Origin of the sequence: Enterovirga rhinocerotis (genome assembly GCF_004363955.1) — a bacterium.
GTDB classification, from domain to species: domain Bacteria; phylum Pseudomonadota; class Alphaproteobacteria; order Rhizobiales; family Beijerinckiaceae; genus Enterovirga; species Enterovirga rhinocerotis.
Map to the genome: position 1 here is coordinate 290,775 of NZ_SNZR01000013.1, position 21,294 is coordinate 312,068.

The 21,294-nt window shown below is 70.4% G+C and carries 20 protein-coding genes and 1 other RNA gene; 8 read left to right on the forward strand and 13 right to left on the reverse strand.

The features are described 5' to 3' along the window. From EV668_RS13065 to EV668_RS13085, 5 genes are all read left to right on the forward strand, one after another. Positions 1-1,449 carry an acyl-CoA reductase gene (locus EV668_RS13065; protein WP_208111535.1) on the forward strand — a complete coding sequence of 483 codons (1,449 nt, stop codon included), beginning with the start codon at positions 1-3 and terminating at the stop codon, positions 1,447-1,449. Positions 1,450-1,582: 133 nt separating this feature from the next. Next, positions 1,583-2,494, forward strand: coding sequence for an ABC transporter ATP-binding protein (locus tag EV668_RS13070; protein WP_208111536.1), 912 nt, complete (start codon positions 1,583-1,585; stop codon positions 2,492-2,494). After that, on the forward strand, positions 2,491-3,240 hold the full coding sequence (locus EV668_RS13075; RefSeq protein ID WP_133770700.1) for an ABC transporter permease: 750 nt from the start codon (positions 2,491-2,493) through the stop codon (positions 3,238-3,240). Before EV668_RS13070 ends, EV668_RS13075 begins: the two co-directional genes overlap by 4 nt. 87 nt (positions 3,241-3,327) lie before the next feature. Next, complete coding sequence (locus EV668_RS13080) at positions 3,328-4,431, forward strand: ABC transporter substrate-binding protein (protein ID WP_208111537.1); 1,104 nt, start codon at positions 3,328-3,330, stop codon at positions 4,429-4,431. Next, positions 4,428-5,195 carry an SDR family oxidoreductase gene (locus EV668_RS13085; protein ID WP_133770702.1) on the forward strand — a complete coding sequence of 256 codons (768 nt, stop codon included), beginning with the start codon at positions 4,428-4,430 and terminating at the stop codon, positions 5,193-5,195. The genes EV668_RS13080 and EV668_RS13085 overlap by 4 nt, the downstream gene beginning before the upstream one ends. A gap of 25 nt (positions 5,196-5,220) precedes the next feature. Here the strand turns inward: EV668_RS13085 and pal are convergent, their stop codons facing one another. The 8 genes from pal to EV668_RS13125 form a co-directional block, all read right to left on the reverse strand. Next, positions 5,221-5,772, reverse strand: coding sequence for a peptidoglycan-associated lipoprotein Pal (pal, locus tag EV668_RS13090; RefSeq protein ID WP_425359622.1), 552 nt, complete (start codon positions 5,770-5,772; stop codon positions 5,221-5,223). 138 nt (positions 5,773-5,910) lie between these two features. Continuing rightward, entirely contained in the window at positions 5,911-7,242 is a 1,332-nt protein-coding gene (tolB, locus tag EV668_RS13095) for a Tol-Pal system beta propeller repeat protein TolB (protein WP_133770704.1), read from the reverse strand. A 75-nt stretch (positions 7,243-7,317) separates the two neighbouring features. Beyond that, entirely contained in the window at positions 7,318-8,631 is a 1,314-nt protein-coding gene (gene tolA, locus EV668_RS13100) for a cell envelope integrity protein TolA (protein WP_133770706.1), read from the reverse strand. Positions 8,632-8,641: 10 nt separating this feature from the next. Further along, a complete protein-coding gene (gene tolR, locus EV668_RS13105; RefSeq protein ID WP_133770708.1) occupies positions 8,642-9,088 on the reverse strand; it encodes a protein TolR in 447 nt (148 codons plus the stop codon). Between the two features lie 24 nt (positions 9,089-9,112). Beyond that, positions 9,113-9,829 carry a protein TolQ gene (gene tolQ, locus EV668_RS13110; RefSeq protein ID WP_133770710.1) on the reverse strand — a complete coding sequence of 239 codons (717 nt, stop codon included), beginning with the start codon at positions 9,827-9,829 and terminating at the stop codon, positions 9,113-9,115. Between the two features lie 230 nt (positions 9,830-10,059). After that, the gene (locus EV668_RS13115; RefSeq protein WP_166652451.1) at positions 10,060-10,644 is read right to left on the reverse strand and encodes an RES family NAD+ phosphorylase; all 585 of its coding nucleotides are present in this window, start codon (positions 10,642-10,644) and stop codon (positions 10,060-10,062) included. Then, positions 10,641-10,976, reverse strand: coding sequence for an antitoxin Xre/MbcA/ParS toxin-binding domain-containing protein (locus EV668_RS13120; protein WP_133770715.1), 336 nt, complete (start codon positions 10,974-10,976; stop codon positions 10,641-10,643). The genes EV668_RS13115 and EV668_RS13120 overlap by 4 nt, the downstream gene beginning before the upstream one ends. Positions 10,977-11,091: 115 nt before the next feature. Next, a complete protein-coding gene (locus EV668_RS13125) occupies positions 11,092-13,356 on the reverse strand; it encodes a heavy metal translocating P-type ATPase (protein WP_133770717.1) in 2,265 nt (754 codons plus the stop codon). Positions 13,357-13,421: 65 nt separating this feature from the next. On the opposite strand from EV668_RS13125, the gene EV668_RS13130 reads away from it, so the two are divergent. Further along, on the forward strand, positions 13,422-13,868 hold the full coding sequence (locus tag EV668_RS13130) for a MerR family transcriptional regulator (RefSeq protein ID WP_133770719.1): 447 nt from the start codon (positions 13,422-13,424) through the stop codon (positions 13,866-13,868). Between the two features lie 14 nt (positions 13,869-13,882). On the opposite strand, the gene EV668_RS13135 is transcribed toward EV668_RS13130, so the two are convergent. The 5 genes from EV668_RS13135 to EV668_RS13155 form a co-directional block, all read right to left on the reverse strand. Beyond that, on the reverse strand, positions 13,883-14,644 hold the full coding sequence (locus tag EV668_RS13135; protein ID WP_133772000.1) for a phosphodiester glycosidase family protein: 762 nt from the start codon (positions 14,642-14,644) through the stop codon (positions 13,883-13,885). An 8-nt stretch (positions 14,645-14,652) separates the two neighbouring features. After that, positions 14,653-15,474, reverse strand: coding sequence for a TIGR00282 family metallophosphoesterase (locus EV668_RS13140; protein ID WP_133770721.1), 822 nt, complete (start codon positions 15,472-15,474; stop codon positions 14,653-14,655). Positions 15,475-15,653: 179 nt separating this feature from the next. Further along, entirely contained in the window at positions 15,654-16,265 is a 612-nt protein-coding gene (locus EV668_RS13145) for a 5-formyltetrahydrofolate cyclo-ligase (RefSeq protein WP_133770723.1), read from the reverse strand. Between the two features lie 67 nt (positions 16,266-16,332). Then, positions 16,333-16,487, reverse strand: a non-coding RNA gene (ssrS, locus tag EV668_RS13150) — 6S RNA. A gap of 62 nt (positions 16,488-16,549) precedes the next feature. After that, a complete protein-coding gene (locus EV668_RS13155) occupies positions 16,550-17,182 on the reverse strand; it encodes a helix-turn-helix domain-containing protein (RefSeq protein WP_245513155.1) in 633 nt (210 codons plus the stop codon). Between the two features lie 238 nt (positions 17,183-17,420). Between EV668_RS13155 and EV668_RS13160 the strand changes: the two genes are divergently transcribed. Continuing rightward, on the forward strand, positions 17,421-19,496 hold the full coding sequence (locus EV668_RS13160) for a hydantoinase/oxoprolinase family protein (protein WP_133770725.1): 2,076 nt from the start codon (positions 17,421-17,423) through the stop codon (positions 19,494-19,496). Positions 19,497-19,500: 4 nt separating this feature from the next. Beyond that, entirely contained in the window at positions 19,501-21,171 is a 1,671-nt protein-coding gene (locus EV668_RS13165; protein WP_166652452.1) for a hydantoinase B/oxoprolinase family protein, read from the forward strand. Positions 21,172-21,294 lie beyond the last annotated feature (123 nt).

The following is a 21,294-nucleotide window of genomic DNA, read 5'->3' on the forward strand; positions in this document are numbered from 1 at the left end:
GTGACCACCTTCGCGGGCCATCTGCCCGGCCTCGACCGGGAGGACGTCTCCTGGCGACGTGTCTCGTACGAGTCCTGGGGCGAGACGGCGGAGATCGCGCTGCCGGACCTGACCGAGGCGCAGGCCCGCGCCCTCTGCCGGCATGTCCGCGAGAACGCCCGCGCCCGCCTCAAGCGGATGGACGTCGCCCGCATCGTCGCCGCGATCGACGGCGCGTCGGAGCGTCTTCTCGACCGCACGCATCCCCTGCGCCGCGAGGCGGAGCGGATGCTGCCCGTCGTCACGGGCTACGACCGGGAGACGGTGAGGCTCGGGCTGACGAGCTACCTCAAGACCTTCCAGCGCCCCCAGCTTCTGCGTTTCCTCGCCGAGGATTTTGCCGATCCGGGCATGCTCGACGGCTTCCGGCCGGCCCGGAAGGGCGGCTTCGTGCGGGCGAGCGGACCCGACCTCCTCCTCCATGTCTGGGCCGGGAACGTGCCGGCCCTGTCGCTCTGGAGCCTCGTCTGCGGCCTCCTGGTGAAGGCGGGGACGGTCGGCAAGCTCGCCTCGGCGGAGCCGCTGACGGCCGGCTGGTTCGCAGGCCTCGTCGCCGAGATCGACCCGGAGATCGGCGAATGCCTCGCCATCGTCTGGTGGAAGGGCGGCGAGGAGGCGGGCGAAGCCGCCTTCCTCGCCGAGGCCGACACGGTGATGGCCTATGGCGGCAACGCCACGCTCGCGGCCCTGCGGGCGAAGATTCCGGTCACGACCCGCTTCCTGCCGCACGGGCACCGGATCGGCTTCGGCCTCGTCGCGCGCGAGGCGCTCGACAGCCGCCGGGCCATGGCGCTGGCGCGGCTCGCGGCGAAGGACGTCGTCCGCTACGAGCAGCAGGGCTGCTACTCGCCGCAGATGATCTTCGTCGAGCGCGGCGGAGGCGTCGCGCCGGGCGAGTTTGCGCGCTACCTCGCCCACGAACTCGCGGCGCTCGCGCACCGCCACCCGCGCCGGACGCTCTCGTCGGGGGAGGGGGCCTCCGTCGCGGCCTGGCGCGGCGCGCAGGAGATGCGCGCGACGGGCGACGCGGCCGTGCTGCTGGGCGCGCCGGAGGATCCGTTCAGCGTCGTCCACCTCGACGCGGCGACGCCGCTCGCCCCGACCGGCCTCAACCGCACGCTGGCGCTCGTCTCCGTCGACAGCCTCGACGAGGTCCCGGCCCTCGTCGCGCCCCATCGCGCCTTCCTGCAGACGGCGGCGATCGCGGCCGCGCCGGCCGCCCTGTTCCGGCTCGCCGAGAGCCTCGCTTCGGTCGGCGTCAGCCGCCTCGCCGCCTTCGGCGCCATGGCCTCGCCGGAGCCCGGCTGGCACCATGACGGTCGCTTCAGCCTGCTCGACCTCGTCACGATGACCGAGATCGACCAGGCGGCCGAAGCCGCGGCGGAAGGGTTCGCGCCCTATGTCGATTGAGAAACTCGCAGGCCGCGCAATCCAATCTCCCCCTCGCTCCGGCCGGACTCACGCCTCGGCGGATGACGGTTCGCACCTCCCCTCCCCCTCGCGGGGAGGGGCCGGGGGTGGGGGGCGTGCCGCTTGCGGAGACGTGGACGAGGGCGGCACGCCCCCCATCCGGCCCTCCGCTTCGCTCGGGACCACCTTCCCCGCAAGGGGGAAGGAAGATCCCGGGCTCGCGGCACGATGTGCGAACGCCGTAGCTCCTCAGGATGACGAGGGAGCAGGACTCCGGCAGCCAGCCCTGGACGGTCAGGCCCCCTTTGTCGCGATCGAAAACGCCTCCTATCGCTACCGCCCGGCCGGGCCGCCCATCGTCGACGGCATCGACTGGGCGATCCCGCGCGGGGCGATCCATTGCCTTCTCGGGCGCAGCGGCTGCGGCAAGACCACCCTCCTCAAGCTCGCTGCCGGCTTGCTCCTCCCGAGCGGCGGCGCGATCCGCATCGGCGGGGCGGCGCTCGGCGGACCGGATCCCCGGATCGGCTTCGTCTTCCAGACGCCGACCCTGCTCGACTGGCTGAGCGCGCTCGACAACGTGCTGCTGCCGGTCTCCCTGAAGCGCCGGCCCCGCGCGGCCGACCGGGAGGCGGCGCGGGAGCGCCTCGCGCTCGTGGGCCTTGGCGACCTTGCCGAGCGCCGCCCGCCCGAACTCTCCGGCGGCCAGCAGAGCCGCGTCGCGCTGGCGCGCGCCCTGATGGGCGAGCCGGATCTCCTGCTCTTCGACGAGCCCTTCGCGGCGCTCGACGCCATCACGCGCGAGGAGTTGCAGGACGATCTCCTGCGGCTCTGCGCGCTGCGCGGCTCGACCGCCCTCTTCGTGACCCACGACATCGCGGAGGCCGTCTATCTCGGCGACCGGGTCGCGGTGATGGCGGCGGGCCGCATCGTCCATGCGCAGGACCTCGACCTGCCCCGGCCGCGCCCGCACGGCCTGCGCTACGATCCGGCCTTCGCCGCCGCCTGCCGCACGCTGCGCGGCGCCATGGACGGCGCCGGATGAGCCAGCGGCTTCCCTCGCTCCTGCTCTTCCTCGCGCTGATCGCGGCCTGGGAGGCCTGGTGCCGTCTCGCGGCGGTGCCGGCCCTCGTCCTGCCGCCGCCTTCGGCGGTGCTGGCGACGCTCGGCAGCGAGATCGTCTCGGGCCGGCTCTGGCCGCATCTCGCCGTCACGGCGGCGGAGATGGCGCTCGGCCTCGCCTTCGGCGCGGTGCTCGGCCTCGGCACCGGCATCCTGCTCGCGGAAAGCCCGCGGTTGAGCCGGCTCCTGCGCCCCTACATCCTCGCGAGCCAGCTCGTGCCGAAACTCGCGCTCGGGCCGCTCTTCCTGATCTGGTTCGGCTTCGGCATGACGCCCGCCGTCGCGATCACGGCGCTGATCTGCTTCTTCCCGCTGATGGAGAACACCTTTACCGGCCTCACCGAGGTCGATGCCGGGCGGCGCGACCTCTTCCGCATGCTCGGCGCGAGCCGCCTCCAGACGCTCCTCCGCCTGAAGCTGCCGGCGGCCCTGCCGGTGATCATGGCGGGGTTGCGCGTCGCGGTCGTGCTGGCTCTCGTCGGGGCGGTGGTCGGCGAGTTCGTCGGCGGCCGCGCGGGCCTCGGCGCCTCGATCATCGCCGCCCAGAGCGTCATGGATACGAGCCTGATCTTCGCGCTCTTCGTCGTGATCACGGCTTTGGGCATGATCGTCTACGAGGCCGTCCGCGCCATCGAGCGCCGCGTGCTGCACCGCTATTCGAAGGGTTGAGAGATGGCTGCCGGTTCGGATCGTCCTGCGTGTTTCGAGACGGGTCGGTTTCCGCTGAACAGGAAACCCCACCGTCCTCATGCTGAGGTGGCGACCGGAGGTCGCCCTCGAAGCACGCAGGGCGGTCGTGCCTCCTTCGAGGCTCGGCTGCGCCGAGCACCTCAGGATGAGGAGGGAGGGAGTTTCCGGGGGCGTCGGCCCTCGGCCTATCTCTCGCTCCTGTTCCTCCTGCTCACCTGCCTCGCCGCCTTCCCGGCCGCCGCGCAGCAGCTCGACAAGTTCACCGTCGCCGGCTGGAGCCAGCCGATCAGCGAGATCACGAACCTCCTCGCCGAACCGGACAAGGGCTTCTTCAAGGCCAAGGGCATCGCGCTCGACTACGTGCCCGGCACGGGCGGCGGCTCGGCGATCACGACGATGCTGTCCGGGCGGGCCGACATCGCCTTCACCGATCCGGCCTCGCTCTATCTCGCGCTCGACAAGGGCGAGACGCTCGTCGCGATCTACAACATCTATCCGCAGAACGTCTTCAACGTCGTCGCGCCGAAGGCGAACGGCATCCGCAACGCCGCCGATCTCAAGGGCAAGCGGATCGGCGTCTACAGCCTCTCGAGCGGCACGCGGCAGAACCTGCAGGTGCTGCTGCACCAGGTCGGCCTGCGCGAGGCGGACGTCACGATCGAGGTGACGGGGCTGCTGAACTTCGCCCCGCTGATCCAGGGCCAGGTCGACGCGACCGCCGCGACCGATACCGGCCTCCTCGTCGGCCGTGCACGCGGCCTCGGCGAGGTCGACGTGATCGAGGTGCGCGACCACCTGAACCTGCCGAGCGACATCTTCGTCGTCACGCAGGCGACCTACGAGGCCAAGAAGCCGCTGCTGAAGCGCTTCCTCGAGGCCTATCGCGACAGCGCCGCCTGGATGATCGCGAGCCCCGAGGAGGCGGCGAAGCTCGCCATCACCCGCGCCATCAACGGGCGCGACGAGGCGGTCAATCTCGGCATCATCCGCCTGCGCAACGCCTCCACCGTCTCGCCGACCACGGACCGCGAGGGCCTCGGCCATTTCGACCTCGACGTGATGCAGAAGGGCGCCGACACCTTCCGCAGCCTCGGCCTGATCGGCCGGCCTCTCGACATGGGCGCGATCGTGAAGACGGACCTGATCCCCGCGAAGGATGCGCCGCGATGAGGTTCCGCGACCGGGCGATCCTCGTCACGGGCGCGAGCCGGGGCATCGGGGCGGCGATCGCGAAGGCCTTCGCCGCCGAGGGCGGGACGGTGATCGTCAATTACCGGCAGGATGCGGAGGCGGCCGAGGGGATCGCCGCGCGATGCCGGGCGGCCGGCGGAGAAGCGCTCGCGATCGCGGCTGACGTCACCTCCGAGGAGGCCGTCGCGGCGATGGCGGAGCGGATCGGGGAGGAGGTCGGCCGGCTCGACGTCGTCGTCAACAACGCCTTCGCCCCCTACCGCTTCGATCCGGACCGGCGTGCGCGTTTCCCGGACGTGCCCTGGTCGGCCTATGAGCGGCAGTTCGAAGGCGCGGTGAGGGCGACCTACCATGTCTGCCGCGCCATGCTTCCGCTGCTCGGACGCAGCAGTAGCGCCAGCATCGTCAATCTCGCGAGCGATCTCGTGACGCGGCCGAGCATCCCCTATCACGACTACACGACGGCGAAGGCGGCGCTCGTCGGCTTCAGCCGCAACCTCGCCGCCGAACTCGGCCCGCGCGGCATCCGCGTGAACTGCGTCGCGCCGGGGCTCGTCTCGCCGACCGAGGCCAGCGCCGCGACGAAGGAGGAGGTGCGCGAGATGCTGATCGCGCAGACCCCGCTCCGCCGGCTGGCGACGCCCGAGGATGTCGCCGGGCCCGTCCTGTTCCTGGCCGGACCGGACGGCGCCTTCGTGACGGGCCAGGTCCTCCACGTCGACGGGGGCCTGGTGATGGCGTGAGGCGGAGCGTCCGCCTCTCGCCCCCTTACGAGTTTCCGCCTTCCAGCGCCGTCACCGCGCGCCGGTTCTGCGACCAGCAGGAGATGTCGTTGCAGACGGCGACCGGCCGCTCCTTGCCGTAGGAGACGGTCCGGATGCGCGAGGAGGGAACGCCGCGGGAGGCGAGGTAGTCGCGCACCGTCTGCGCGCGGCGGGCGCCGAGGGAATAGTTGTATTCGCGCGTGCCGCGCTCGTCGGCATGGCCTTCGACGACGAAGGAATGGCTCGAATAGCGCTGCAGCCACTGCGCCTGACGGTCGAGCGTCGCGACGGCGGTCGAGGTGAGGTCCGAGGAATCGGATTCGAAGAAGACGCGGTCGCCGACATTGACCGCGAAGTCCCGCGCCGAGCCCGGCGTCGCGGGGCCGCCGGCCCCGCCGGCGCCATAGCCGCCGGCGCCGTAGCGGTTGCCGCCGCTGCCGCCCGCCCCGCCGGCGAGCTGGTCGGGCGTCGAGGAGCAGGCGGCGATCGACAGGGCCAGCGAAGCGGCCGTCACGAGCTTCAGGGCCGCACGCCGCGCATTCGGCATGGTCGTCATCTCACTACTCTCCTGATCCGGCCGCGGCGCCCGAGGGCCGGCTCGCGGCTCTCACCCCTCGTCAACCTTCACAGAACGTGAATCCGATTGCCGAGCCGTTACCGGTCCCAGAAACCGGCGGTCAGGGTTAATGCTCCGTCACTGGCCGGCGCGACCGCCGCCGAGAAGCGGCGACCAGGTCGGATCGGAGGCGAAGGAGGGCGTCGGCAGGGCGATGTTCACCCGGCCGGTGACGTCGATCATCCGCAGCTTGCCGCCGGATTGCCCGCCGGGATCCTGGAAGGCGACGATGTATTGCCCGTTCGGCGCCCAGGTCGGCCCCTCGAAATGGAAGCCCTCGGCGAGCAGGCGCTCATTCGAGCCGTCCGGCCTCATCACGCCGATGGCGAAGCCGCCCGGGCGCTGCTTGGTGAAGGCGATGAGGTCGCCCCGCGGCGACCAGGCCGGCTGGGAATAGGAGCCGTCGCCGAAGGAGATGCGGCGCTGTCCCGAGCCGTCGGCGCCCATGACGTAGATCTGCTGCTTTCCGCCGCGGTCGGATTCGAAGACGATCTGGCTGCCGTCCGGGGAATAGGACGGCGAGGTGTCGATCGCGCCCGAATTCGTCAGCCGCGTCGTCCCCTTGGAGGCGAGATCCATCACGTGGATGTTCGTGTTGCCTCCGTCCTGCAGCGCGATCAGCAACCGCCGCCCGTCCGGCGAGAAGCGCGGGCTCGACGTCATGTCGTTGAAATCGCCGACGACGCGGCGCGCGCCCGTCTCGAGGTTGATGACCGAGACGCGCGGCTGCCGGCCCTCGGGCTGCGACATGTAGGCGATGTCCTGGGTCGCGGGCGAATAGCGCGGCGAGACGACGGCACTGTCGCCCGGGGTCAGGTAGCGGACATTGGCGCCGTCCTGGTCCATCACGGCGAGGCGCTTGCGGCGCCGTTCCTTCGGCCCGGTCTCGTCCACGAAGGCGATGCGGGTGTCGAAGAAGCCGCCGACACCGGTGATCTTCGAGAAGACCGCATCCGAGATGATATGGGCCACGCGGCGCCAGGAATTGGCGTCCGTGCCGTATTGCTGGCCGACGATCTGCTGGCCGGCCATCAGGTCCCACAGGCGGAACTCCGCCCGCAGGCGGCCCGAGGCGTCGCGCGTCACGCGGCCGACGACGAGGCCCTGGGCGCCGGTGCCCTTCCAGGCGCCGAAATTGGGCGCGGCGTTGAAGGACGGGTTCTCGGGGAAGCGACCCCGGTCGAGGACCTGGAAATAGCCCGAGCGGCTGAGATTCGCGGCGATGATCCCGGCGAGTTTCGGCGCCATCTCGCCGTCGCCTCCGAAATCGGCGATCGCGATCGGGATCGGCTGGAAATTGCCGCGGCGCACGTCGATGTAGAGTTCCGCCCGCACGGGCGGCGCGAGGGTCGGCACGGCCACCAGGGCAGCGAGCGCGGCGGCGAGGAGGCGGAGAGGCAGTCGTTTCATCACGGAGGTCTTCGCAGGATCCTGGCTAGGGCGCGTACGGATGCGACGCGGCGATGACGGTGGGGTGGAGCCGGCTCAGCCCCTGGCGCGGGGATCGAAATCCACCACGAGGTGCTTCCAGTCGTTGTAGAACGGGGCAAATTGCGCGGGGATCCGGAGCGGGGCGCAGCGCCGCGCCGCGCGCAGAGCCGAATCCGCGACCGGCCGGAAGAGCGGGTCGCCCGAATTGTTCATGAGGGCGGGCTCGGCGATGAGCGAGCCGTCTTCGCGCAGCCCGACGCGGACCTGCGCGACCGGCGGCTTCGCCGCGGTCTCGGCGGCGATCGGCACCTGCCAGCAATTCATCAACTGGTCGCGGATCAGCCCGACGATCTGGGCGCGCTGGCTCGGGTTGAGCTTCGGCGCATTGCCGGCCGACGCCCCGAGCGACGCGGTGCGCTGGACCTCGCGGCCCGTCGAGCCGGAGGATTGCGACGGCGCGCGCGATTGCAGGACCCGCGAGATGTCGCCGGGATTGAAGCGGTCGGCGGCCTCGGCCTGGCGCCGGGCGCGCGCCTCGGCCTCGGCCTTGGCTTTCGCAGCCCGCGCCTCGGCCACCTTGCGGCGCTGCTCGGCGGCCTTGGCGGCAGCCTCGGCCCTGGCCTTTGCGGTCGCCTCGGCCTTCGCCTTGGCAGCGGCTTCCGCCTCGGCGATCTTGCGCTCGAGGGCCGCCTTCGCCTGGGCGTCCTCCTTGGCCTTCTTCGCCGCGGCCTCGGCCCTGGCCTTCGCGGCGGCCTGTGCCTTGGCCTCGGCCTGCTTGCGCTCGCGCTCCTCCGCCGCCTTCTCCTGGGCTTCGGCGAGCTGGGCCAGCTTGACCGCCTCGGCCTTCGCGGCGGCGTCTGCCTTGGCCTTCGCTTCGGCCTTCGCCTCGGCCCTGGCGATGGCTTCCCGGGCGGCGGCAGCCTTCGCGGCGGCAGCGGCCTGGGCGGCGGCCTCGGCCTTCGCCTCGGCTTCGGCGGCCGCGAAATCGGGCCGCGAGGGCGGCACGGGCGCGGGTTCGGCGGTCTCTTCCGGGGCCGGAGCGGGTTCGATCTCGCGCTCGGCCGTCTTCATCTCGACGGGCCGGGTCGGCGGGGCCGGGATGTCTGACGCCGCCTCGCCGGGATCGCGTTCCTCGGCGACCTCGGCCTGGCGGTCGACACGCGGCTTGTCCTGCGGCTTCTCGGCGTTGGTCTCGCCCTTGGTGATCTCGTTCACGGAATTGTCGGTCAGGATCTCGACCGGGATCCCTTCCTCGGGGTCGGGCAGTCTTTCGGCCGTGAACGCCATGATCCCGGCCCCCAGCAGCGCCACATGGGCGATGCCGGAGAGCCAGAAGCCGGGCTCGTGTCGATTGAAGGGAAGTGCCACCGGGCGCCCGTCAGCGCGGATCGGGTTCGGTCACGAGGGCGACGCGACGGAACCCGCCCTGGGTCACGATGGCCATCACCTGCGCGACACGACCGTAATCGACCCGCTTGTCGCCGCGAACGAGGACGCGCTCCTCCTGGCCGTTCTTGGCGACCCGGTTCAGGCTCGGCACGATCTGGTCGTCCGAGAGCTGCTCCTCGCCGAGATGGACCTGCCCGTCCTGGCGGATGGAGAGCGTGACCGGCTTCTGGTCGACATTGAGCTGGGCGGCCTTGGTCTGCGGCAGGTCGAGGGGCACGCCGACCGTCATCAGCGGCGCTGCGACCATGAAGATGATGAGCAGCACCAGCATGACGTCGATGAACGGCGTCATGTTGATCTCGTTGATGGGCGCCGCGCGGCGTCCCCGCCGCCTCCTGCGCCCGCCGCCCGAGGCGGCGCCGTGAACCATGGCCATGGCGTGGTTGTCCTTCCGCCGCCGTCAGGCCGCGAGCGGCAGGCGCTCGTCGATCTGCCGCGACAGGATCGCCGAGAATTCGTCCGCGAAGGCTTCCATGCGCGATTGCTGGCGGGCAACCTCCGCCTGGAGCTTGTTGTAGGCGAGCACGGCCGGAATGGCGGCGAAAAGGCCGATGGCGGTGGCGAAGAGCGCCTCGGCGATGCCGGGCGCGACGACCGCGAGGCTCGTGTTCTTCGAGGCCGCGATGGAGGTGAACGCGTTCATGATGCCCCAGACGGTGCCGAAGAGGCCGATATAGGGCGCGGCCGAACCGATGGAGGCGAGGAAGAGGAGGCGCGAATCGAGCCGCTCGACCTCGCGCTGGATGGTGACGTCGAGCACCTTGTCGATGCGCTGGGCGAGGCTCGCGATCTGCCGCCCGGAGCCCTCGAAGCTGCGCTTCCACTCGCGCATGGCCGCCACGAAGATCGCCGCCATGCCGGAGCCCGGATTCTCCTGGTGGTCCCGGTACAGCTCCTCCAGCGACTGGCCCGACCAGAACGTATCCTCGAACTGGTCCGAGGCCGCCCGCGTGCGGCGGAACAGCAGCGTCTTGTCGATGATGATCGCCCAGCACCAGACGGAGGCGACGAGGAGGCCGATCATCACGGCCTTCACGACGATATGGGCGTGCCAGAACAGTGCCCAGAGCGAGAAATCCGGGGGGGGCATCGCGGCGACGGCGTCAGCGGGGTTCATCGACGGTCTGTCCTCATGCCGGCGGCCGCACAGGGCCGTGCTCCTGTCCTGTACGGCTCGGATCCGGGACTGGTCATGTCCGAGATGGCTCGGCGGAAGCCTTCTCGCAATCGCGGAAAATTCTGTCGAAAGTAAGAGCCTTTGCCCCCGAGCCTTCGGCAGAACGCTTAACTTCTTTAGGCGGCCATCAGGGTTAAGAGAGCGTTACGGGGAGGCGGGAAGGGTTTCTCTCAATCGCCTCTCGCCCGCGCTGCGGCCGCCCAACTCGCGAGGTCCACCGGGTCGCTGTCGAGCGCCCGAAGCTGCTCGGGGCGCGCGTTCTCCGTCAGCACGACCACGTTGCTTGTCGGCCAGCGTGCGTTCGGCACGATGATCGCCTCGTATTCGTGGAAGAATGCGACCTCGGCGATCTCTTGCGGTGCAGGATACTCCTGGGTGCGCTCGCGATAGGACAGGCGCCCGTAATGAGCCATGTTCACACCGAGCGACGCGAGTTTGGCGCCGGTCGAGAGGTCCAGCACCCGATCCAGTGCGACGGCGATCCGGTGGATCCGCTTGTTGATTTTCGAGGGAACGATCGGTTGACCGCGCGACAGATGGTACCAAGCCTCCGCCAGCGCGCCGTCCCTCTCGCTGGACGTGTAGAGCACGTCGAAGGTTCCGTCGTCCCAGCGCCCTCCGGAACGTCCCGGCCGAAGAGGGTCGAACCCGTCTGTCACGACACGCCAGACCGTGCCGGAAAAGCTGATCGGCGCTTCGGCCTCGATCGCGTCGAGGAGCGCCTTGGGTCGCGGCGGACGATGGTCCGCTGTCAAAGATAGGCCCCGGATTCGAGGCGGTCGAGGATCGCAATCACCTCGGCCGTGCGATCGCCGACGATGAAGTCGATGGCCCGTTGTCCGTCGAGTTGGGGATGCGGCGCATAAAGCCACAGCCGCACTTCCTCGGGCGTGTAGTACTCGTCGAGCCGGTTGACGACGTAATGCAGCCTGGCAAGCAGCAACTGCGTGTTCGGATGCGGGACGTGCGAGCCGGACTTCCAGCGGTGAACCGTGGCCGAGGAGACATCGGCGAAATTGGCGATGTCGGTGCCTTTCAGGCCCCCGTTGTCTTGGATCGTGTCGATATATCGGGCGACGGCGGTCATCGGCAGACGTGCTCGTCAAAAGCGGCGGACTGAGAGTTGCATATCGTTTTCATGGGCGTGGGTCCATGAAAACGATATGTAGAGCGTCCTGGCAGCTCGCCCCGACGGTGGAACCTCACCGCCAGGTCAGCAGCCGCATGGCGTTGGCCGTCACGAGCACAGTCGCGCCCGTATCGGCGAGGATGGCGGGCCAGAGGCCGGTGAGCCCGACGACGGTCGTCACCAGGAACACCGCCTTCAGCCCGAGCGCGATGGCGATGTTCTGGTGGATGTTGCCCATCGTGCGCCGCGACAGCTCGACCATGCGGGCGAGGTCGAGCACCCGGCCGTGCAGCACGGCCGCATCCGCCGTCTCGAGCGCGACATCGGTGCCGCCGCCCATGGCGATGCCGATATCGGCCGCGGCGAGGGCAGGGGCATCGTTGATGCCGTCGCCGACCTTGGCGACCCGCTTCCCCGAGGCCTGGATCTCGCGGACGATGCGCTGCTTGTCCTGCGGCAGCAATTCGGACCGCACCGGCAGGCCGAGATCCCGCCCGATCGCCTCGGCCGTGAGCCGGTTGTCGCCGGTCAGCATCACGGGCTCGATTCCCGCCGCCTTGAGCGCCTCGAGACCCGCCTTCGCATCGGCGCGCGGCTCGTCGCGCATGGCGACGAGACCGGCGAGCACGTCGTCCACGAGGAGGACGGACACGGTCTTGCCTTCCCCGTTCAGGCGTTCGATCGACGCGCGCTGATCGTCCGATAGCGCGGCGCGCTCGGCGGCCGCGGCCGGAGAGCCGAGGAAGACGCGCTCTCCGCCGACCGTCCCGGTCACGCCCTTCCCTCCGAGCGCGGCCGCATCCGAGGCCTGCGGGACGGGGAGGGCCTGCTCCTTGGCGCGGCCGAGGATGGCGAGGGCGAGCGGGTGGCTCGATCCGCCTTCGAGAGCGGCGGCGAGCGACAGGACCTCCGCTTCGGGGCGTCCGAAGGCGATGAGGTCCGTGACCTTGGGCCGGCCCTCGGTGAGGGTGCCGGTCTTGTCGAGCGCGATGGCCTCGATGCGGCCGATCCCCTCCAGCACCGCGCCGCCCTTCATGAGGAGGCCGCGCCGCGCGCCGGCCGAGAGCGCCGCCGCGATCGCCGCCGGCGTCGAGATGACGAGGGCGCAGGGGCAGCCGATCAGGAGGATGGCGAGCCCCTTGTAGATCCATTCGCCCCAGGGCTGTCCGGCGAGGAGCGGCGGCAGGACGGCGACGAGCGCCGCGACCACCACCACGCCCGGCGTGTACCAGGTCGAGAAGCGATCGATGAAGCGCTCCGTCGGCGCCTTGCTCTCCTGGGCCTCCTCGACGAGCTTGACGACGCGCGCGATGGTGTTGTCGGCGGCGGCCGCCGTGACGCGGACCCGCAGCACGGAATCGGCATTGATCGTGCCGGCAAAGACCGCGTCGCCGACGACCTTGCGCTTGGGCGTGCTCTCGCCCGTGACGGGAGCCTCGTCGACCGCGCCTTCGCCCGCCACGACCTCGCCATCCGCCGCGATGCGGTCGCCGGGGCGGACGAGGATCACGGAGCCGATCGCGAGCCGTTCGGCGGGGACTTCCGTGGTCGCGCCGCCTTCTTCGACGAGAGCCGTCTTCGGCACCAGCGCCGCGAGACCCTGGATCGAGGCGCGCGCCCGGCCGGCCGCGACGCCTTCCAGCATCTCGCCGATGAGGAACAGGAACACCACCGCGGCCGCCTCCTCGGCGGCGCCGATGATCAGCGCGCCGATGGCGGCGATCGTCATCAGCATCTCGATGGTGAAGGGCATGCCGATCCGCGCCGCGGCGACGGCGCGCCGGGCGATCGGGACGAGGCCGACGAGGACGGCGGCGGCATAGAGCCACTGCTCGTAGCCGGGGACGGCCTTCGCCGCGATCCAGGCGAGCGCGAAGGCGAGGCCGCTCGCGAAGGTCAGCCGTGCCTTCGCGCTCCGCCACCAGGGACCCGCCGAGGTTTCGAGGCCGTGGACATGACCGGCGGCACCATGGCCGCGGTCCTCGGCGGGGGCATCGCCATCATGCCCATGCCCATGCCCATGCCCATGCGCGTGATCGTGCCCGTGATCGTGGCCGCCGCAGCAGCCGGCCTCCGCATCGTCCGGCGAGGCGGCCTCCGCGCTCGGGGCGGAGAGCGCCGTCGCCTCGTAGCCGCCGAGGCTCTGCACCTGCCGGATCACGGCGGCTCCGAGGGCGGGACTGTCGTCGTGTTCGACCGTCATCGTGCCGGCCGCGACCGAGACGGAGACGTCGGCGACGCCGGGAACGCGGCGCACGGCGGTCGTGATCTTCGCCGCGCAGGCGGCGCAATCCATGCCCTCGATGCGATAGCGGCTTCGGGCGGTGACTTCGGTCATCGGCTCGGTCCTTGTCGGCACGTCCTTTCGCGCTACATCCTCTAGCGACTAGAGGAGCAAGCCCCATGACAGCCTCGCAGAGCACGGCCAGCGAGGGCCTTCCCATCGGCGCTGTGTCCAAGCGCACGGGCGTGAAGGTTCCGACCATCCGCTATTACGAGGAGGTTGGCCTCATGCCGCCCGCTCCCCGCAGCGACGGCAATCGTCGCTTCTACGGGGAGGCCGCCATCCGCCGTCTCGCCTTCATCCGCCATGCCCGCGAACTCGGCTTCGAGATCGAGGCGATCCGCGACCTGCTCGCGCTCTCGGCCGAGCCGCAGGCCTCGTGCGAGGCCGCCGACGGCATCGCGCTCCGCCATCTCGCCGAGATCGACAGCAAGATCGCCCGGCTCACCGCGCTGCGGGCCGAGGTCGCGCGCATGACCGAGCAATGCTCGCACGGCCGCGTCGCGGAATGCCGCGTGATCGAGGTCCTGGCCAACCACGATGCCTGCCTCCACGCGACGCATTGAGGCAGGCAGGCGCGCTACCGCTTCACGGCCGCGATGATCGGCCCGATGGGCTTCAGCGAGATGTCCGTGCGGTTGAGATCGGCCGCGTGCAGCGAGGAGACCGAGCCGTCGAGGAACAGCGCGTTGCGGCAGCCGAGTTCGTCGCGGAACAGGCGCGCGAAGGCGCCGAAGCTGACGGGCTCGTCCGAGATCGCGAAGACGGCGCTGCGGCCGTCGCTCACGCCGACGCCATTGCGGTACTTCTTGGACGGGCCCTCATCGGAGAAGCGCGGATGGATGCGTCCGTCGATGACCAGCATCGGCCCCGATTGCGTCGCGAGCGTCGCCTTGGGGCGGCGCTTCACATAGGCATCGGTCTCCAGCACCCCGGCCCGGCTGCCCTCGACGAAGAAGACGCCGTTCGGCTTGAGATGGAAGTTCCCCGGCCCGCGCGCGCGGTTGAGGCGCTGCAACTCGCGCCCGTCCTGGATGAAGAGGCCCACCGGCGCGAGGTTCTCGTGATACATCCCGGCATTCATCGCCATCGTCACGCCGCGCGCCATGGGCGAGCCGACGAAGCGGGTGAGGCTGCCGAAGGCCTCGCCGTCCGGCCCCTTGAGGAACAGTTTGAGGTCGTGGGTGCGCAGGTCGACGCGGCAGATCGTGTAGCGCGCCTCCTCGTGGACGAGGACCCGGCAGCCGGAGGTCCCGGCGGCCTTCTGGGCGGCGGCTGGGGGAACCGCGGGCGCGAAGGCGCCGGCGAGGGCTGCGAGGAGGATCAGGCCGCGTCGGATCATGCGCATGATCAATCCCAGAATTCGGGCCGACTTTCGGCAAGGACGGGGCCGATCCGCACGGCGGCCACCTGTTTCGCGAGGCCCGTCGCGTCGTCCGTCTCGACGGCGAGGCCGCAGAGCGTGCCCTCGCCGAGCGCGACCTCGGCGCGCGAGCCCGGGATCTTCTCGATGAAACGCCGGATCGGCTCCTCGCGCTGGAGGCCGAGGATCGATTCGTAATCGCCGCACATGCCGGCATCCGACAGATAGGCCGTGCCGCGCGGCAGGATGCGATGGTCGGCCGTCGGCACATGGGTATGGGTGCCGACCGCGACCGAGACGCGCCCGTCGACATGATAGGCGAGGGCCTGTTTCTCGCTCGTCGCCTCGGCGTGGATGTCGACCAGGATCGCGTCGGCGACCTGCCCCATCGGGCAGAGCGCGAGCTCACGATCGACGGCGGCGAAGGGATCGTCGAGCGCGTCCATGAACAGGCGGCCCATCGCGTTGACGACGAGGAGCCGGCGCCCGTCCCGGAGGTCGATCAGGTTCGCGCCTCGGCCGGGCGTCCCGGCCGGATAGTTGCAGGGCCGGATCAGCCGCGGCTGGCGGGCGATGAAGACGAGCGCCTCGCGCTGATCCCAGGAATGGTTGCCGAGCGTGACGGCATCGGCGCCGGCCTCGATGAGCTCGTCGCAGATCGCCTCGGTGATGCCGAAGCCGCCGGCCGAGTTCTCGCCGTTGATGACGACGGCATCGAGCCGCCAGCGGTCGCGCAGGCCGGGAAGCTTGTCCTGCACCGCCTTGCGGCCGGGGCGCCCGACGATGTCGCCGAGGAAGAGGATGCGCATCTACGGACACTCACGGCGGATTCCTTCTCCCCTTGCGGGAGAAGGTGGCCCTGCGAAGCAGGGTCGGATGAGGGGAGGAGACTCGACGTCGACGGAGGCGTGTCCCCCCTCATCCGACCCCCGGGCCAAGCCCGGGGGCCACCTTCTCCCGCGAGGGGAGAAGGGGCGTCGTGGCGCCCTCAACGAACGCTCTCCCGCGCGCGGATCACCTCGCGCTCCGTCACGACGAGATCCAGCGGCCGGTCATGGCTCGCCATCGGCACCGCGTCCGCCTCCTGGACGGAGAAGGCGATGCCGATCGTCAGCAGCGGGTGGAGGGCCGAGAGGGCGGTGATGGAGCGGTCGAAATGGCCTTTGCCGTAGCCGATCCGGCCGCCCGTGCGGTCGAAGCGGCAGAGCGGGACGAGCAGCGCGCGCGGCGAGACCTCCGCCGCGTCCGGCCCCGGCTCCATGACGCCGAAGCCGCCATGCGCCAGCCGGTCGCCGGGCTTCCAGGCGCGCCAGACGAGCGTCGGCATCCGGGTCTGCGAAAGGGCGACGGCGCATCCCCGTCCGGCGAGAGCGGCGAGGGTCGGGCGCGGATCGACCTCGCTGCGCATCGGCCAATAGGCGCCGACGGGTTCGAGGTCGGCGAGATCGGGAAGGGCGAGGACGCTCGCGGCGATCCTGCGCGAGGCCTCCATGCGCCAGCCCGCGTCGAGGGCGTCGCGCCGTGTGAATCCCTCGCGCCGCAACGCGTCCTTCAGCGCGGCGATGCCGGTCTCGGAATCAGGATGGGTCTCATCGGTCATGCGGGGCCGTTATGCATGCGGATCGGGCGTCGGGCGAGCCCCGATCCGGCAACAGCCTCGGGCAAAGCGCGGAGCCGCGAAGGCCGTTGGAAGTCGATCCCGGGAACCTACAACGTAGGTGGGAACCGTATTGGCCAAGTCCACGGACGAGACCAGGGACAGCTCCCTTAAGGATCGATAAGGCCCCGGGGATAATGTTCCTGACGCACCCCGCAGCACCGCCCGTCAGATATAGGCGAGGCGCGCGGTCGGCGCCAGGGGCGCCCGCAGGTCATTCTCCGGGATTACACCGACGGCCGGCCTGCCATGGGCGGCGCCATGACCCAGACGATGCGGGCCACGTCGGGGCCGGGATTGTCGAATTGATGCGGGACCTTGCTCGGGAAGTGGAAGCTGTCGCCCTCGTCGAGGAGATGCTCCTCTCCGTCGAGCCAGAGGCGCAGACGGCCGGACAGGACGATGCCGGCCTTCTCGCCGAGATGGCTGTAGAAATCCGCTCCCGAGCGCCCGCCCGGCTGGAGGGCGAGTTCGTACATCTCGAACAGGTCGGGCGAGGACGGGCTCAGGAGTTCCTTCATCACGCCCGTCGGCGTGAGCCGGAGGAGGCGTCGCTCGGCCCTGCGCACGACATGGCGCGACTCCCGCCGCTCCGCTTCTTCCGGCTCGGCGAAGAACCAGGACATCGGCACGCCGAGCGCGCCCGCGAGCAGCCGCAGGGACCGGAGAGAGGGGCTGGAAATGCCGCGCTCGATTTGGCTCAGCATGCCGACCGAGAGACCGGACAGCTCGGCGAGCCGGTTCAGCGACAGCCGGCATTCGAGCCGGCGGGCCTTCAGCCGCATGCCGAGCCGGCGCTCGTCGCCGTCGTCGGCTCCGGGCTCGAGGGCGGCATGCTCGGGCCCGATCGTTCCGCTCACGCGCTGTCCCTCGCATCCAAGACCGGCAGGCTGCCGCGCCTCGCGGCAGCCGATGGCCACGCGTGCGTCACGCCAGCGTTGACGACGATTTTATGATCAGTGAAAGTCGCGGGCAATCATTCACTGAGAGTGAATATGTCTCGCGATCCAAGCACCCGATCCGCCGATCCTGCCGCCCGTTCCGGCATATCCGCCCGGCCGGCGCGTCGCGCCCGGCTCGGCTGACGGGACTGATCCGATGGCTTCGTCACCCTCATCGGTTTCCGCTCGCCTCGAAATCGGGGTCGATATCGGCGGCACCTTCACCGACGTCGTCTGCCGCGAGGCGGGTGGCGCGATGCATGTCTTCAAGCTGCCGACGACGCGCGGCGATCCGAGCGATGCGGTCATCCGCTCCGTCGCCGAGTTGCGCGAGCGCCAGGGCGTCGATCCCGCCGCGGTCACGCGCTTCGCCCACGGCACCACCGTCGCGACCAATGCCGTGCTCGAGCGCAAGGGCGCGCGGATCGGCCTTCTGACGACCGAAGGCTTCCGCGACGTCATCGAGATCGCGCGGCAATTGCGGATGCAGGTCTACAAGGTCATTCTCGAGCCGGAGGCGCCGGTCTTCCTCGCCCCTCGCCGGTTCCGGAAAGAGGTCCGCGAGCGCATCGGCGCCGCGGGGGAGATCGTCACGCCGCTCGACGAGGCGTGCGTGCTCGCGGCGGCCGACGAGCTCGTCGCGGCGGGCGTCGAGGCGATCGCCATCTGCTTCCTCTTCTCCTTCCGGAATGCGGCGCACGAGATCCGCGCCGCGGAGCTGATCCGGGCGCGTCATCCCGGCATCATGCTCTCGCTCTCGCACGAGGTGGACCCCGCCTTCCGCGAATATGAGCGGACGGTGGTCACGGCCTTCGACGCCTATGTGAAGCCGCGGGTCGACACCTATCTCGCCCGGCTCGAGGAGGGGCTGTCGCAGGCGGGCGTCGGCGCGCCGCTCCAAGTGATGCAGTCGCGCGGCGGGCTCGCCAGTTCGCGGACCGCGCGGGACCGGCCGGTGCGGCTGTTCCTGTCCGGACCCGCGGCTGGCGTGATCGGCGGGCAGATCGTCGGTGCCTCGGCGGGCGTCGACGATCTCATCACGATCGATATCGGCGGCACCTCGGCCGACATCGCGCTGATCTCCCGCCGGAAGCCCCTCCTGCGCGCCCAGGGCTCGATCACGGGCTATCCGGTCCGCGTCGCCATGGTGGACGTCAACGCGATCGGTGCGGGCGGCGGCAGCATCGCCAAGATCGACGCCTCGGGCGGCCTCCGCGTCGGCCCGGATTCGGCCGGCTCGGAGCCCGGTCCCGCCTGCTACGGCCGCGGCGGCACCGAGCCGACCACCACCGATGCCTCGATCGTGCTCGGCTGGCTCGATCCCGATTACTTCGCCGGCGGCCGGCTGAAGCTCCTGGCCGACAAGGCCCGCGAGGCCGTCGCCGAGAAGATCGCGAAGCCCCTCGGGATGACGCCGGAACAGGCCGCGCTCGGCATCCACCGCGTGCTCAACGCGCAGATGGCCGAGGGCATCCGCCTCGTCTCCGTCCGCCAGGGCGTCGATCCGCGCAAATACGCGCTCGTGCCCCTCGGCGGCGCGGGCGGGATCCATGCGACGGCGCTCGCGCGCGAGCTCGGCATCTCGCGGATCGTCGTGCCCCGCATTCCGGGCGTGCTCGCGGCGGCGGGGCTCCTCGCCGCGCCGATCGAGCACGAGGTCTCGGCCGATTTCGGCATCCTCACCGACCAGCTCGACCGTGCCGCGCTCGATGCGAAGCTCGCCGAACTCGACGCCAAGGCATCCGTGCTGATGAAGGCCGAGAACGCCGCGCCCGGCGAGGTCACGGTCAGCTATTCGGCCGACCTCTGCTATGTCGGACAGTCCTACAATCTCGAAATCCCGATCGACCTCGACGAGGCCGATATCGGCACGCGGCTCTACCGCGACTTCCTCGCCGCGCATGACCGCGTCTACGGCCACAGCGTCGAGAACCCGGTGCGGATCGTGGCACTGCGGAGCGTGCACCGCGCCGGCGGCAGCGAGACGATCGAGGAGATGCGCTTCGCCCCGACCGACGAGCCGGTCGAGATCGGCCATCGCGACATCGTCGTCACGGGCGAGGCGGGGCCTGTCCGGGCCGTCGTCTACCGGCGCGAGGCCCTGCCCGAGGGCTTCCGCTTCGAAGGACCCGCTCTCGTGCAGCAAACCGATACGACGACCCTGATCGAGCCCGGCTGGTCCGGCCTCGTCGATGCCGCCGGCAACCTCGTCCTCACCCGGAAGGGGGCCTGACGTCATGACGAGCCGAGATCTCGATCCGATCACCGTCGAAGTGGTCCGCAACAAGCTCGAAGGCATCGCCAACGAGATGCAGCAGACCCTGCTGCGCTCGTCCTTCTCGCCGATCGTGAAGGAGGGGCTCGACGCCTCCTCCTCCCTCTTCACGATCCGCGGCGAGACGCTCGCCCAGGCGATCGCGATCCCGATCCACCTCGCGACCCTGATCCCGGTGATCGAGAAGATGCTCGAGGTCTTCCCCCTGGCGGGGATGAAGCCGGGCGACGTGTATTGCCTCAACGACCCCTATCTCGGCGGCACGCATCTTCCCGACATCGCCCTCGTGCAGCCGATCTTCTCGAACGGGCGGCCGATCGCGATCTCGGCCACCATGACCCACCACCAGGACATGGGCGGCATGGCGCCGGGCTCCATCCCGACCAACGCGACCGAGGTGTTCCAGGAAGGGCTGCGCATCCCGCCGCTCAAGTTCCGCGACGAGGGCCGCTATAACGAGACCCTGGTCGCGATGATCCGGCAGAACGTGCGCATCCCGGACATCGTGATGGGCGATCTCAACGCCCAGCTCGCGGCCTGCAATGTCGGCGCGCGGCGCATCGCCGAATTGGCCGAGGAGATCGGCGACGACCAGCTTCTCGCCATCTTCGACGATCTCCTCGACCGCTCCGAGGCCCTCACCCGGGCGGCGCTCCAGAAGATCCCCGACGGGACCTACCGCTACGTCGATTTCAGCGACAACGACGGCATCGACCTCGACAAGGCGATCCGGTTCGAGGTCGCTGTCACGATCAAGGATTCGACCTTCCACTGCGACTTCACCGGCACCTCGCCGCAGGTGCGCGGGCCGTTCAACTGCGTGCCCTCCGGCTCGCTCGCCGCCGCCTGCTATGCGCTGCGCGCGGTGACGGACCCCAATATCCCGACCAATGCGGGCTGTTTCAGGCCGATCACGCTCTCGCTGCCCGAAGGCTCGGTCGTCAATCCGCGCGAGCCGGCGGCGGTGAATTCGCGCACCGCCACCATCAAGCGCATCACCGGCTGCATCCTCGGCGCGCTGAAGGACGTGCTGCCCGAGCGCGTGCCGGCCGACAATGCGGGCGAGATGCTGGCGCTGATGTTCGGCGGGCGGCATGCGGACGGCAAGGCCTTCGTCACGGGCGAACTGATCGCCGGCGGCAGCGGCGCGGGCCCCGATTCGGACGGCGTCGACGTGATCGAGACCGACGTCACCAACTGCATGAACCTGCCGGTCGAGGCGATGGAGATGGACGCACCGATCCGCGTCCACCGGATCGCGCTCCGCGAGGATTCCGGCGGCGCCGGCCGGCAGCGCGGCGGCCTCGGCATCGTCAAGGAATATGAGATCCTCGAAGGCGAGGTCCGCTTCACCTATCGCGGCGAGCGCCATTTCCATGCCCCGCAGGGCACGCAGGGCGGCGGCGAGGGCGAGAAGGCCGCGGCCGTCATCAAGCGCGCCGCCGGCGGCGAGGAGGTCATTCCCTCGAAACAGATGGCGACGCTCTGGCGCGGCGACCGGGTCGTGATCGAGACGGCCGGCGGCGCCGGCTACGGCCCCCCCGCGACGCGCGATCCCGAGGCCCTCGCGCTCGACATCGAGGACGGCAAGGTCTCCGCCGGGGTCGCGGCGGGTCGCTACGGACCGGTCTGACGACCGGACATCCCATACCTCCTCATGCTGAGGTGGCGACCGGAGGTCGCCCTCGAAGCACGCACGACCGTTGTGCGTCCTTCGAGGCCTCGCTCCGCGAGGCACCTCAGGATGAGGAGGGAA

Bases quoted from the DNA above. Each gene is read 5' to 3' on its own strand.
- EV668_RS13075 (WP_133770700.1), top strand. From the start codon at position 2,491: ATGAGCCAGCGGCTTCCCTCGCTCCTGCTCTTCCTCGCGCTGATCGCG.
- EV668_RS13085 (WP_133770702.1), top strand. From the start codon at position 4,428: ATGAGGTTCCGCGACCGGGCGATCCTCGTCACGGGCGCGAGCCGGGGC.
- pal (WP_425359622.1), bottom strand. From the start codon at position 5,772: ATGACGACCATGCCGAATGCGCGGCGTGCGGCCCTGAAGCTCGTGACG.
- tolB (WP_133770704.1), bottom strand. From the start codon at position 7,242: ATGAAACGACTGCCTCTCCGCCTCCTCGCCGCCGCGCTCGCTGCCCTG.
- tolR (WP_133770708.1), bottom strand. From the start codon at position 9,088: ATGGCCATGGTTCACGGCGCCGCCTCGGGCGGCGGGCGCAGGAGGCGG.
- tolQ (WP_133770710.1), bottom strand. From the start codon at position 9,829: ATGAACCCCGCTGACGCCGTCGCCGCGATGCCCCCCCCGGATTTCTCG.
- EV668_RS13120 (WP_133770715.1), bottom strand. From the start codon at position 10,976: ATGACCGCCGTCGCCCGATATATCGACACGATCCAAGACAACGGGGGC.
- EV668_RS13125 (WP_133770717.1), bottom strand. From the start codon at position 13,356: ATGACCGAAGTCACCGCCCGAAGCCGCTATCGCATCGAGGGCATGGAT.
- EV668_RS13130 (WP_133770719.1), top strand. From the start codon at position 13,422: ATGACAGCCTCGCAGAGCACGGCCAGCGAGGGCCTTCCCATCGGCGCT.
- EV668_RS13135 (WP_133772000.1), bottom strand. From the start codon at position 14,644: ATGATCCGACGCGGCCTGATCCTCCTCGCAGCCCTCGCCGGCGCCTTC.
- EV668_RS13140 (WP_133770721.1), bottom strand. From the start codon at position 15,474: ATGCGCATCCTCTTCCTCGGCGACATCGTCGGGCGCCCCGGCCGCAAG.
- EV668_RS13145 (WP_133770723.1), bottom strand. From the start codon at position 16,265: ATGACCGATGAGACCCATCCTGATTCCGAGACCGGCATCGCCGCGCTG.
- EV668_RS13160 (WP_133770725.1), top strand. From the start codon at position 17,421: ATGGCTTCGTCACCCTCATCGGTTTCCGCTCGCCTCGAAATCGGGGTC.
- EV668_RS13165 (WP_166652452.1), top strand. From the start codon at position 19,501: ATGACGAGCCGAGATCTCGATCCGATCACCGTCGAAGTGGTCCGCAAC.